At 67.4% G+C, this 13,039-nt stretch carries 12 protein-coding genes; all 12 read right to left on the reverse strand.

Annotated elements, in window-relative coordinates; genetic code table 11:
• Positions 1–395: 395 nt before the first annotated feature.
• Entirely contained in the window at positions 396–698 is a 303-nt protein-coding gene (locus AC1DT6_RS30790) for a HigA family addiction module antitoxin (protein WP_441631769.1), read from the reverse strand.
• A gap of 74 nt (positions 699–772) precedes the next feature.
• On the reverse strand, positions 773–1,609 hold the full coding sequence (locus tag AC1DT6_RS30795; protein ID WP_441631767.1) for a shikimate dehydrogenase family protein: 837 nt from the start codon (positions 1,607–1,609) through the stop codon (positions 773–775).
• A gap of 79 nt (positions 1,610–1,688) precedes the next feature.
• Positions 1,689–3,137, reverse strand: a complete 1,449-nt coding sequence (gene gabD, locus AC1DT6_RS30800; protein ID WP_035871914.1) for an NADP-dependent succinate-semialdehyde dehydrogenase — start codon at positions 3,135–3,137, stop codon at positions 1,689–1,691.
• Positions 3,138–3,240: 103 nt separating this feature from the next.
• Positions 3,241–3,981: an SDR family NAD(P)-dependent oxidoreductase gene (locus tag AC1DT6_RS30805; RefSeq protein WP_441631765.1), complete on the reverse strand. Its 741-nt coding sequence runs from the start codon at positions 3,979–3,981 to the stop codon at positions 3,241–3,243.
• 15 nt (positions 3,982–3,996) lie between these two features.
• Positions 3,997–5,397 (reverse strand): dihydrolipoyl dehydrogenase, encoded by a 1,401-nt coding sequence (gene lpdA, locus AC1DT6_RS30810; protein WP_477103478.1) that lies wholly within the window; start codon positions 5,395–5,397, stop codon positions 3,997–3,999.
• Positions 5,398–5,407: 10 nt separating this feature from the next.
• The gene (locus AC1DT6_RS30815) at positions 5,408–6,640 is read right to left on the reverse strand and encodes a pyruvate dehydrogenase complex dihydrolipoamide acetyltransferase (protein ID WP_441631761.1); all 1,233 of its coding nucleotides are present in this window, start codon (positions 6,638–6,640) and stop codon (positions 5,408–5,410) included.
• A gap of 1 nt (position 6,641) precedes the next feature.
• The gene (locus tag AC1DT6_RS30820) at positions 6,642–7,130 is read right to left on the reverse strand and encodes a VOC family protein (protein WP_441631759.1); all 489 of its coding nucleotides are present in this window, start codon (positions 7,128–7,130) and stop codon (positions 6,642–6,644) included.
• A gap of 58 nt (positions 7,131–7,188) precedes the next feature.
• Positions 7,189–9,378: an alpha-ketoacid dehydrogenase subunit alpha/beta gene (locus tag AC1DT6_RS30825; protein WP_441631757.1), complete on the reverse strand. Its 2,190-nt coding sequence runs from the start codon at positions 9,376–9,378 to the stop codon at positions 7,189–7,191.
• 57 nt (positions 9,379–9,435) lie between these two features.
• Complete coding sequence (locus tag AC1DT6_RS30830; RefSeq protein WP_441631755.1) at positions 9,436–10,260, reverse strand: SDR family NAD(P)-dependent oxidoreductase; 825 nt, start codon at positions 10,258–10,260, stop codon at positions 9,436–9,438.
• On the reverse strand, positions 10,257–10,976 hold the full coding sequence (locus AC1DT6_RS30835; protein WP_441631772.1) for an ABC transporter ATP-binding protein: 720 nt from the start codon (positions 10,974–10,976) through the stop codon (positions 10,257–10,259). The genes AC1DT6_RS30830 and AC1DT6_RS30835 overlap by 4 nt, the downstream gene beginning before the upstream one ends.
• Positions 10,977–10,987: 11 nt before the next feature.
• Entirely contained in the window at positions 10,988–11,746 is a 759-nt protein-coding gene (locus AC1DT6_RS30840) for an ABC transporter ATP-binding protein (RefSeq protein ID WP_441631753.1), read from the reverse strand.
• Positions 11,743–13,038, reverse strand: coding sequence for a branched-chain amino acid ABC transporter permease (locus tag AC1DT6_RS30845; protein WP_441631751.1), 1,296 nt, complete (start codon positions 13,036–13,038; stop codon positions 11,743–11,745). The genes AC1DT6_RS30840 and AC1DT6_RS30845 overlap by 4 nt, the downstream gene beginning before the upstream one ends.
• Position 13,039: the final 1 nt, after the last annotated feature.

Consider the following 13,039-nt stretch of genomic DNA (forward strand, 5'->3'; position numbering starts at 1 on the left):
GCATCGCCTTAAGGCGCCTTAAGGCGATACTCAAACATGGGTCCCTCTCTTCCGCTCTTTTTGCCTGCCGACGAGGCGCCCCATACGGCCTGGTACACCTTGACGGCTCGCTTCGCATCGCGGGCCGGTGTTTGCCGCCCCTCGGGCGGCAAACACGGCTACACCGAATCGTTGATCTGGCGGCAGCGCCCTTGCCTTGGTCCTCGGATCTCGAACGTTTGGGCTTTCGCGCGGGGCTGGATCCGCCGGCGCGCTACCCTCTGCTATCCACGGGTTTGCTCCCCTCTCCCGCCTGCGGGAGAGGGCGGGCGTTCACTCTCGCATGCCGCATGCCGGTGGTACTCCCCACGCCAGGAACCCCCGGTGGGCTCGCATGACGTGGAAGAGGCAAAGCGCTAAGCGGCGACGGCATGCTCCTTGATCGCTGCCAGTTTCTCCGCGCCAATCTTTTCTTTTGCCATCTCGGTGTCGTAGTGGGTTTGGAGGTGCATCCAGCTTTGGGCATCGGTGCCGAAGAACACGCCGAGCCGGACGGCCGTATCGGCGGTGATGGCGCGCTCGCCCTTGACGATCTGGTTGATGCGCCGAGGCGGGACATCGATTGCCTTGGCGAGTGCGTACTGGCTGATCCCAAGTGGCTCAAGCCAGTCCAGTTGCAGGATCTCGCCTGGCTTGGTTAGCGGAACTTCCCGTGCCATCGTTTTCTCCTTTAGTGGCAGCCGACGATTTCGACGTCGGTCGCTTGCCATCCGCTGGTTTGCTCTCCCCGCGCTCAGTCCGCCGGCCCCAGGATCCGTTCGACAAACTCCGGTGCGAGCGGAACGCCGAGGAAGCGTGAGATTTCCACGATCTGACCGTACAGCATCCACTGCCCGTGGTGCACCGTGCAACCTAGTTCGCGCGCGGCTTTGAGCAGGGGCGTATCACCGTCGCGCACCACCGCTTCGCACACCAGCGTGCCTGCGCTCAGCTGTTGCGCGGGTACTGGCGTGGGGTCGGTGTCGCGCAGGCCGAGGGCCGTGGCGTTGACGACTACGTCGAAGCCGGAGGGGTTGTTGTCGCCGCTGCGGATCGGGACAGATGGCAGCGCTTTCCCCAGGCTCGCGGCGAGCTCTTCGGCCTTGTCGGCGGAGCGGTTGTAGATGACCAGTTCGGCGGGGTTCTCGCGGGCGATGGCGTAGGCCATCGATTTGCCGGCGCCGCCGGCGCCAAGCTGCAGCACACGCTTGCCGGACAGGCTGTGGCCGCGTTCGCGCAGGCCGGCGACGAAGCCGTCGCCATCGAAATTGCCGCCGGTCCAGTGGCCTTTCTCGCGGTCGAAGCGCATGGCGTTGACGGAGCCGACCAGGCGGGCGGTGTCGGTCAGTTCGCCACAGGCGGCGACCACGTTTTCCTTGTGTGGAATGGTGACGACCAGGCCTTGCAGGTTTTGCGCGGCCGGCGCGCCGGCGAGGAATGCCTGCAATTGCGCCGAATCCACATGGAAGGGCACGCAGACGGCGTTCAGGCCCTGGCGGGCTACCGAGGCATTGAAGAGTTGCGGCGTGCGCACGTGCGCGATGGGGGCGGCGATGATGCCGACAATCTGGGTATTGCCATCGATCTGCATTGCGGGATCTTGGGTAATGTGGAGGGAGGGGGGCGGGAGGCGGGACGGACGCGCTCCGTCCCGCGGGCACGGCGATGGCTCAGATGCCGGCCATGCAGGTGTACTTGATGACCAGGTAGTCCTCGATACCGTAATGCGAGCCTTCGCGGCCCACGCCCGATTGCTTGACGCCGCCGAAGGGCGCTACCTCGTTCGAGATCAGGCCGGTGTTGACGCCCACCATGCCGTACTCCAGCCGCTCGGAAACGCGCCACACGCGGCCGAGATCGCGTGCGTAGAAATAGCTCGCCAGGCCGAATTCCGTGTCGTTGGCCATGGCGACCACTTCGTCCTCGGTCTCGAAGCGGAACAGCGGCGCGAGCGGGCCGAAGGTTTCTTCACGCGCTACCAGCATGCCGGGCTTCACGTCGGCCAGCACGGTAGGCTCGAAGAACGATTGCCCCAGCGCGTGACGCTTGCCGCCTTGCAGCACGCGCGCACCCTTGGAGATCGCGTCGGTGATATGTTCCTCGACCTTGGTCACGGCCTTGCCGTCGATCAGCGGTCCGATGCGCACGCCGTCTTCCATGCCGTTGCCCACCTTCAGCGCGCGCACCGCCGCGACCAGTTTTTCGGCGAAGGCGTCATAGACCTTGCTGTGCACATAGAGGCGGTTGGCGCAGACGCAGGTCTGTCCCGCGTTGCGGTACTTGGACACGATGGCGCCTTCCACGGCGGCATCCAGGTCGGCATCCTCGAACACGATAAAGGGCGCGTTGCCGCCCAGTTCCATCGAGACCTTCTTGATGGTGGACGCCGTCTGCGCCATCAGCGTACGGCCGACTTCCGTCGAGCCGGTAAAGGTGAGCTTGCGCACCAGCGGGTTGCTGCTGAGTTCGCCGCCGATGGCGGAAGCCGAGCCGGTGACGACCGACAGCACGCCCGCGGGGATGCCGGCGCGTTCCGCCAGCACCACCATCGCCAGCGCGGTCAGCGGGGTTTGCGAGGCGGGCTTGACCACCATCGTGCAACCCGCCGCCAGCGCCGGGCCAGCCTTGCGCGTGATCATGGCCGCGGGGAAATTCCACGGCGTGATGGCCGCGCACACGCCTACCGGTTCCTTGGTGACGACGATGCGCTGGTTGCTGACCGGCGCGGGAATGGTCTCGCCGTAGACGCGTTTGCCTTCCTCGGCGAACCACTCGATGAAGGAGGCGGCATAGCCGATCTCGCCGCGCGCTTCGGCAAAGGGCTTGCCTTGCTCGGCGGTCATGATGCGGGCCAGGTCGTCCTGGTTCGCCAGCAGCAGTTCGAACCACTTGCGCAGCAGCGCGGAGCGTTCCTTGGCGGTACGCGCGCGCCAGGCCGGCAGGGCGCGGTTGGCGGCCTCGATGGCCTGGCGTGTCTCGCCGGCGCCCAGCAGGGGCACCTGGCCGACGCGCTCGCCGGTGGCGGGGTTGGTCACGTCGATATGACGCTCTGCATCGATCCAGCGGCCGTCGACATAGCACTGCTGGCGCAGCAGGGAGGGGTCTTGGAGTTGCAACATGGTCTGGTTCCGGTTCCGTAGCGATGTTGGGGGGATTCGGCGCAGCGCCGCTGACGGCAGGTTAGCAGGATCCGGCGATCTTGTTTGGCCGCCGGACGGAGGATCAGCCCGCGATATACAGCCCGCCATTGACGTGCAGCACCTCGCCGGTAACAAAGCTGGCCGCGTTGCTGCACAGGAAGCCGATGGCTGTGGCGATCTCGCGCGGATGGCCGAGGCGCTTGAGCGGTGTCTGTTCGACGGAATCGGCGCCGCGTTTCTGGATCAGCTCGGTGGTCATGGGGGTTTCGATCACGCCTGGCGATACCGCATTGACGCGGGTGCGCGGCCCGAGTTCCCGCGCCAGGCTGCGGGTAAGGCTGAGCAGCCCGCCCTTGGAGGCCGAATAGTGCGCATTGTAGTAAGCGCCCCGATGCGCAGCCACCGATGTCAGGTTGACGATGGCGCTGTTCTCGCGCAGCGCGGGAATGGCGCGGCGCACAAGATAGAACACGCCATCCAGGTTGATGGACAGCGTCTGACGCCATTGCGCATCGCTCATCTGCGCGACCGGCTGGGCCTGGTACAAGCCGGCCGACGGCACCAGGAAGTCGATGCCGCCGAAGCGGTCCTGCGCCAGCGCCACGGCGCCGGCGCAATCGTCAGGGTTGGCGGCGTCCATGCGCAGCGTGGCGACGCGCTCGCCGGTGGGGTCCAGTTCGCGCGCAAAGCCAGCCAGGCCGGGTTCGTCGAGATCCGTCAGTACCAGGTTGGCGCCGTGCGCCAGGAACAGCCTGGCCGTTTCACGGCCGATGCCGCCATTGGCGCCGGTCAGCAGCAGCGTGCGTTGATCGAAGTTGTACATGTTGTCTCCGGGAGGTCAGATATGCAGCGCGCGCCCGTAGGCCGCGAGCACGGCTTCGTGCATGGCCTCGGACAGGGTCGGGTGCGGCAGGACGGCGGATATCAGGTCGGCTTCGGTGGTCTCCAGCGTCTGCGCGATGGCGTAGCCCTGGATCATCTCGGTGACCTCGTCGCCCACCATATGGGCGCCGAGCAGTTCGCCGCTGCCTGCGTCGAATATGACTTTCACCAGGCCCGCGGTGCTGCCCATGGCAATGGCCTTGCCGTTGCCGACGAAAGGAAACTTGCCGACCTTGACCTGATGGCCGCGTTCCCTGGCCTGCGCCTCGGTCAGCCCTACGCTGGCCACTTGCGGATGGCTGTACGTGCAGGCCGGGATGCGCGTTGCATCGAGCGCATGCGGGTGCAGCCCGGCGATCTGTTCCACGCAGATCACGCCTTCGTGGCTGGCCTTGTGCGCCAGCCAGGGCGGGCCCGCCACGTCGCCGATGGCATACACGCCGGGCTCTGCCGTGCGGCAGAACGCATCGGTCACGATATGCGTCTTCTCGACCTTGACGGCGGTCTTCTCCAGCCCGAGGTCTTCGACGTTGCCGACGATGCCTGCCGCCACCAGCACGACATCGGCCTCGATCTTCGCGCCGCCGGACTTGCCGCCTTGCAGTGCGACGGACCAGCCGGACGCCTTGCGTTCCGCGCTCCCGATGCTGGCGGCCGTATGCAGCACGATGCCTTCCCGGCTCAGGCTGTTCGCCACCTGCGCGGAGATGTCGGCATCCTCCACCGGCAGGATGCGGTCCGCCATCTCGACCACCGTCACCTCGGTGCCCACCGCGTGATAGAAGCTGGCGAACTCGATGCCGATGGCACCGGCACCGACGATCAGCATGCGCTTTGGCACCACGGGCGGCGCCAGCGCCTCGCGATAGGTCCAGACCGTCTGGCCGTCCGCCGGCAGCGCGGGCAGCTGGCGCGCGCGCGCGCCGGTGGCGAGCAGGATGTGGGCGGACGACACGGTACTCGTCTTGCCATCCGGCGCGGTGACTTCCAGCTTGCCCTTGCCCGCCAGCCGTCCGTGGCCGTTGAGCACGGTCACGCCGTTCTTCTTCATCAGGTGGGCTACGCCCTTGTTGAGCTGCGCGGCAACCGCGCGGGAGCGGGCCACCATGGCTGGCAGGTCGGCGGTAGGCGCGGCTGCGCGCACGCCAAAGGACGCCGCGTCCCTGACCAGCCGCAGCACATCGGCGGAGCGCAGGAGCGCCTTGGTGGGAATGCAGCCCCAGTTCAGGCAAACGCCGCCCAGGTGCTCTTTCTCGACCAGCGCGGTTTTCATGCCGAGCTGCACGGCGCGGATCGCCGCCACATAGCCGCCGGGGCCGCCGCCGACGACGATCAGGTCAAATGAGGAATTCGCCACGTCATGGTCCTCAGATCAGCATCGACAAGGGGTTTTCAAGCAGGCGCTGGAACGCGGCCAGCCATTTCGCGGCCAGCGCGCCGTCGATGGCGCGGTGGTCCACCGAAAGCGTGCAGCGCATGACCTGCCCGACCTTCAGTTCGCCGTCTTCCACCACCGGCACCGCCTGCGTGGCGCCCACCGCGAGGATGGCGGCCTGTGGCGGATTGATGATGGCGGAGAACCCGGACACGCCGAACATGCCGAGGTTGCTCACGCTGAAGCTGCCGCCCTGGTACTCCTCGGGCCGTAGTTGCGACGCGCGCGCGCGCGTCGCCAGGTCGGCGATCTCGGTGCTGATCAGCGACAGCGGCTTCATGTCCGCCGCGCGCACGATGGGCGTGATCAGGCCGGCATCCGTGGACACCGCCACGGCGATATCGGCCTGGTGGTAATGCCGCATGGCCGCGTCGGTCCAGCCGACGTTGGCCTGCGGGACCTCGCGCAAGGCGACCGCCACGGCGCGCACGATGAAGTCGTTGACCGAGATCTTGCGCGGCGCGTTGGCATTGATCTCCGCGCGCAGCGCCAGCAGCCGCTCCATGCGGCAATCCGCCGTGAGGTAGAAATGCGGGATGGTGGACTTGCTCTCGCTCAGGCGGCGCGCAATGGTGCGGCGCATATTGCTGTGCGGGACTTCGGTGAACGCTTCGCTGACCTGGGCCTGCGGTGCGGCCGGGCGCACGGTGGAAGGTGCGCCGGCAGCGGCAGGAATCGCGGCGGCCTGCTCGATATCGCGCTTGACGATGCGGCCATTGGGGCCGCTGCCGCGCAATGCCGCCAGGTCCAGTCCGCGCTGCGCAGCCAGGCGGCGGGCGAGGGGGCTGGCGAAGATGCGCGCGGCTTGCGGGGCGGCAGTCGTGGCAGCAGCAACGGCTTGCCCAGCGGATGCCGCCACGGCTTCCGGTGCTTGCGCGCCACCACCCGCCGCCGCGATCAGCGCATCGATATCCACGCTGGTTTCGCCATTGACCAGCAGCACGCCGATCGGCGCGCCCACTTCCACGTCCTGGCCCGCCGCCACCAGGCGGCGACCGAGCACGCCGGCCGAGTCGGCATTGAGTTCGACCACGGCCTTGTCGGTTTCGATCTCGGCGATGCAGTCGCCCACGGCAATCGTATCGCCTTCGTTCTTGGTCCACGCTTGCAGCGTGGCCTGGGTGGCATTGGCCGCCACCTCGGGCATGCGTAGCAGGGTGGCCATGTCAGGCATTCCTCGGCGATTGCAGGTCGGGGCGATAAGCCGCGATATCCGCGTACTGCACGATCTCGAGCACGTTGCCTTCGGGGTCGCGGCAGAACGCGAGGTAAGTGCCGGGGCGCACTTCAATGCGCTGCGGGCCGGTCAGGAACGCCACGCCGGCGGCGATCAGCCTGTCGACCGCGGCCTGGATGTCGTCCACGATAAACGTGAGGTAGGTGGCGTTGGCTTTGTCGAGGATGTATTGGGGAGCCGGCTCGGCTGCCGGCGCTTGCACCGGGGCCAGCAGCTTGATGCGCTCGCCATGGTTCGTCTGCAGGCGCACGGCGGTGTAACCGCCGGCATGCATCGCGGCCTGCGCGGCGTTGGCCGCGGGCACGGCAACTTCGCTCACGAAGGTGAAGCCCAGCACCTGCTCATAGAAGCGGCGCATGCGCGGCAGGTCGCGCACGGCGATGCCGACCTCCAGGGGAGCAATCATGTTCAGGGTCATTGGAATTCCTTGGGTTTCCTTGGATTCGTTCAATTGGCTTGCCGGGCAGGCACCGGGCTTACGCCGCGCCTTTGTCGCGCATCACTTGCCGCAGGCCTTCCACCACTTCCTCGGTGCGGGCGGCAGCGGCACGCTCCAGCACCTTGGAAATGCTCGGCGCGGCTTCCGCCCCGGTCACGCGCTGCACCGGCTGGTCCAGCCAGTCGAAGTAGCGGCGCTGGATCTCGTCGGCCAGCCAGCCGCCGTAGGAAGTGCCGCGCGCGCCTTGCTCCGCGATCAGCACATTGTTGGTCTTCCTGATGCTCTGCCCGATGGTGTCCCAGTCCAGGCTGGCGCGGTCCAGCCAGCGCAGGTCGATCACCTCGGCGTCGATGCCGGTCTGCTCCACCGCTTCGAGCGAATGGCCGACCATCGACAGGTAGGTGATGACGGTGACGTCGCTGCCATTGCGGCGCACCGCCGCCTTGCCCACCGGCAGGTGGTAGTCGAAGTCGTCCACCGGCCCCACGCCCGATGCGTTGTACAGGTCCACGTGCTCGATCACCAGCACAGGGTCCTTGCACGCCAGCGCCGTGTTCATCAGGCCCACATAGTCGAACGGCGTGGAAGGCGCCACGATGCGCCAGCCCGGGTTGGTGGCGAAGATGCCGGCCGGGTCCATCGAGTGCTGCGAGCCGTAGCCCGTGCCCATCGCCACCTTGGTGCGCAGCACCAGCGGCACATCGCTCTCGCCGCCGAACATATGGCGCGCCTTGCCGATCTGGTTGAAGACCTGGTCGGCCGCCACCCACATGAAGTCCGGGTACATGAACTCAACCACGGGCTTGTAGCGGCCATCCAGCGCCAGCCCGCCGCCGAGGCCGACGAATGCGTTCTCGCTGATCGGCGTGCCCAGCACGCGGTCCGGGAAGCTGTCGCGCAGGCCRCGCGTGGCGCCGTTGGTGCCRCCCTTGAGGCGGTGCACRTCCTCGCCCATCACCACCACCGACGGGTCGGTCTCCATGCGGCGGTGCATGACGTCCGCCACCACATCGATGAACTTGCGCTTGTCCAGCTTGCCCGGGAAGGCGGCTTCGTCCTCGCAGCGCAGGCCTTCCAGCTCGCTCAGGTCGCCACGGACGCCCACGTCGCGGAAATCCGGGCTCGGCCACAGTTCGGGACGGATGCGGCGCTTGCCAGGCTTGCCGGAAGGATCGGCCTCGGTCAGTGCCGCCATGGCATCGCGCATGCCTTGCTTGATGCGTTCGCGCAGCGCGGCGATCTCGCCGGCGCTGATGAGGCCGCGTTCCTGCATGCGGCGCGCCATCAGTTCGAGCGGATCGCGCGCGCGCCATTGCTGTTCTTCTTCCTTGGTGCGGTAGCCGAAGGCGCTGCCGGGGAAAGGGCCGTTCTGGTGGAAGAAGCGGTAGAGATCGGCTTCGATGACCGTGGGGCCCTTGCCGGCGCGCATGTGCGCCAGCGCTTCCTGCGTGGCGAGGTAGACCGCCAGCGGGTCCATGCCGTCGACTTTCCAGCTCGGGATATTGAAGCCCATGCCGCGCGCGGACAGGCGCGGCTCGGCGGTGGACTCCTCCACCGTGGTGGAGACGGCGTAGCGGTTGTTCTCGATAAAGAAGCACAGCGGCAGCTTCCACGCGGCCGCCAGGTTCATGGTCTCCAGCACCGAGCCGATATTGACCGCGCCATCGCCGAAGTAGGTGATGGCCACGGCGTCGGTGCCCGCATGCCGGTGCGACCACGCCGCGCCCGCGGCCATCGGCACGCCGCCGCCAACGATGGCATTGGTGCCCAGCGCGCCGGCTTCGGCCCACTGCAAGTGCATCGAACCGCCACGGCCCTTGCAGTAGCCTTGCGCCAGCCCGAGGATTTCCGCGAGCGTGCGTTGCAGCAGCGTTTGCACATCCGCCGGCAGCGGCGCGCGCGGGTCGATGCCGTTGGGCGCGAGGTAGCCCAGCGCCTTGGAGATGAATTGATGGTGTCCGCGGTGCGAGCCGTTGATCTGGTCGGCGCCGGTCAGCGGCACGATGGAGCCGGCGGCGCCGCCTTCCTGCCCGATGCTGGAGTGCGCGGGCCCGTGGACCAGGCCTTCGGCGGCGAGTTCGAGCACGGCTTCCTCGAAGCCGCGGATCAGGTGCAGGTGGCTCAGCAGCGTGCCGAGCAGGGCGGGGTCGGCCTTGGCCCAGTCTTCATCGGTGGTGCGCAGTTCCACCCATTCGGCGGCGGGGCGCAGGGCGCTACGTTCAGACATTCGAGGATCCTTGATTACCGGTCGATGGTGTTTTCAATCGTGTTGGGAACAGCGCGCTCAGAAGCCGTCGGCGGTCCAGCCGCCGTCGGAGACCAGCGCATGGCCGGTGATGAACGCGGCCGAGTCCGATGCCAGGAAGAGCGCGACTTCCGCCATCTCCTCCGGCGCGCCGAAGCGCCGCAGCGGCGTGCGCGCCAGCAAGGCCTCGCCGTCGATGGCCTTGCTGGCCAGCAGCGTTTCCATCAGCGCGGTGCTGGTGTAGCCCGGGCAGACCGCGTTGACGCGGATGTTGTACTCAGCCCATTCCGCCGCCAGCGACTTGGTCAGCGAGACCACGCCCGCCTTGGCCGCGCAGTAGGCCAGACGCCGGGCCGACGAGGCCAGGCCCCACATCGATGCCGTGCTGAGAATGGAGCCGCCGCCCTGGCGCACCATGCGGCGCGCCGCCGCCTGCGTGCAGAAGAACACGCCGGAGAGGTCGATATCGATGGCGCGGCGCCAGTCTTCGGGCGTCAGTTCCAGCGATGGCTTGTTCATCGAGATGCCGGCGTTGTTGAGCAGGATATCGATGCGGCCGAAGCGGGCTTCGGTGGCGGCGCAGGCCTGCTCCACGGCGTCTGGATCGGTGATCGAAGCCTTCACGACTTCGACCTGCGCTTCCGGGTAGGCCGCTTCCAGTTCCGCCCTGGCGCTGGCGAGTCCTTCCGCGTCCAGGTCCAGCAGCATCAGCCGCGCGCCGTGCCGGGCAAAGCCGTGCGCCATCGCGCGGCCGATGCCGCTGGCGCCGCCGGTGTTGAGCACGACCTTGCCGGCCAGGCCGGGGTAGCTGGCGCGCGCGAAGGGTTGCGCGTTCGGGTATCCAATTGGCAGGGAAGTGCTCATACGGCTAACCAGTCCTTCAGAAGTTGGGTATTGGAAGTGAGTTGTCCGGGCGTGCCCTCGAAGACGATGCGCCCATGGCCCATCACGCAGACACGGCTCGATACCTTCAGCGCGATGGCGAGCTTCTGCTCCACCAGCACCACCGATACGCCCCGGCGGTGAATGTCCTGGATGGCCTCGCCGACCACCGTCACGATCTTGGGCGCGAGGCCTTCGGTGGGCTCGTCGATCAGGATCACCAGCGGGTTGCCCAGCAGCGAGCGGCACATGGTCAGCATCTGCTGCTCGCCGCCGGAGAGGCTGCCGGCCTTGGTATTGCGGCGTTCCTTCAGGCGCGGGAAGTAGTCGAACATCTGCTCGAAGGTCCATTTCGGCGCGCCTTCGGTGGCGCGCTGTTCGCCCATGCGCAGGTTTTCTTCGACCGTGAGGTTGGCGAAGACCTCGCGCTCCTCCGGCACGTAGGCAATGCCGCGCCGGCAGATCGCATAGGATTGCGCGCCGGCGAGATCGCGGCCGCGCAGCCTGACGTGGCCCGCACTCGGCGGGACCAGGCCCATGATGGCTTTCAGCGTGGTGGAGCGGCCCGAGCCGTTGCGGCCCAGCAGGCTCACCACTTCGGCGTTCCCCACGTGGAAATCCACGCCGTGCAGGATGTGGCTCTTGCCGTAGTGCGCGTGCAGGCCCTGTACGCTGAGCAGCGGGTCGGCGGATGGCATGGACGGTGCGCTCATACGGTGACCTCCTCGCCCAGATAGGCTTCCTTGACGCGTGCGTTGTTGCGGATCTCGTCGGGCGTGCCGGTGGCGACGATCTCGCCGTAGACCAGCACGCTGATGCGGTCGCTGAGCGAGAACACCACGTCCATGTCGTGCTCCACGATCATCAGCGTGCGGCCCTGCGCGATCTCGCGGATCAGGCCGGCGGTATAGTCGGTTTCTTCCTGCGACATGCCCGCCATCGGCTCGTCGAGCATGATGACCTTCGGGTCCGAGGCCAGCGTCATGGCGATCTCCAGCGAACGTTGCTCCGAATACGACAACTCGCCGGCGATGGCCTGCGCGCGTTCGGCCAGCCGGACCTGTTCGAGCAGGTGCCGGGTTTCTTCGCGCACGGCGCGCAGCTTGTGGGCGAACTTCCACAGCGTGTATTGCAGGCCGTGGCGCCGCATCACGGCGAGGCGCAGGTTTTCGAAGACGGTCAGGCCAGCGAAGATATTGGTGATCTGGAACGAGCGCGCCAGGCCGCGATGGTTGATCTGCTGCGGCGTCAGGCCCTGGATGGGCTCGCCGTTGAGCACGATCTCGCCTTTGGTCAGCGGCAGGCGGCCGGAGATCAGGTGGAACAGCGTGGATTTGCCTGCGCCGTTCGGTCCGATCAGCGCGTGCCGTTCGCCGCTGACGAGATCGAGGTCCACGCCGCGGATGATGTCGACGTCGCCAAAGGATTTGCGCAGCCCGCGCAGGGAGAGAATCGCTTGCGTGTTCATGCCGGGTTCCTCTGGACGTTGGTGGCGGCGTGGGCAACGGCTTCGGCGGCGGGGGCGGCGTCCTTCAGGCGCAGCCAGCGGCCGTTGGCCAGGCGCACCGTCGCGATGCCGGCCGCCAGCAGCGCCGCGGGCACCAGCCAGGTCAGCGGCGAGACGGGATCCCACTCGCGGCCGAACAGCGGGATCGCGGGCCAGCCGCCGCCATTCAGGGCGGCCATGGAGCGGTAGTCTTGCGAGAAGAAGCGCTGCAGCATCTCCACCGTGAACACGGTGCCGACCGTGAGCAGCAACGTGCCGATGATGAAGACCAGCGCGATCGGCAGCAACGGGCGCAGGCCATAGGTCTTGCCGTGCGCGGCGAAGGACTTGATCAGCCCGGCCAGGCCCGTCGGCATGAACATCATCACCAGCACGAACACGATGCCCTGGTACAGCAGCCATGAGCGCGTCAGGTCGGAGACCGCATAGCCGAAAAAGGTCATCACCGCCGCGCCCAGCGCCGGGCCGAGAAAGAGCTTCACGCCGCCGATATAGCTGTTGAGCACCACCGCCGCGGAGGCCGAGGACTCGAACACCACGTAGTTGGCCGCTTCCATGTTGAGCGCCTGCAGCGCGCCCGCGATGCCGGCGAACATGGCCGAGACGGCGAACACCAGCACGCCGAGGCGGTGCGTGTCGTAGCCGAGGAAACGCAGGCGGTTGGCGTTCTCGCGCAGGCCCAGCGTCAGGCGGCCCACCGGGGTCAGGGTGAACAGATACAGCAGCGCCAGCGACAGCAGCACCCAGAATAACGTCAGGTAGTAGACCTGGTTGCTGTCGCCGAAGGTAAGGCCCCATGCCGGCATGCGCATGGTGGACAGGCCCGCCTCGCCGCCGAACCAGCCCTTCAGGTGCGGCGCCAGCGAGTGCAGCAGTTCGGCCAGCGCCAGCGTGATCATGGCGAAGTAGACGCCGGTGCGCTTGGTGGCGAACCAGCCGGCGGCCAGGCCGGCGACGAGGCCCAGGGCGCCGCCTGCCAGCGGCAGCAGCGGCGTGGGCAGCAGGCCGTTGCCGCCGAAGGCGTTCATCGCATGCACGGTGGCGAAGGAACCGATGCCGAAGTACGCCGCATGGCCGAACGACAGCATGCCGCCCTGGCCGCTCAGCAGGTTGAACGAGGCGGCGAACAGCACGGCGATCAGCATCTGGATCGATGCGTTGACCAGCGATTGCGACAGCACCAGCGGCAGCGCCAGCAGTGCGCCTGTGCCGAGCAGCAGCAGGGTCTTCTGCGTGTTGGAGACATTGGTCATG

The organism is Cupriavidus sp. 01L45 (assembly GCF_056399885.1).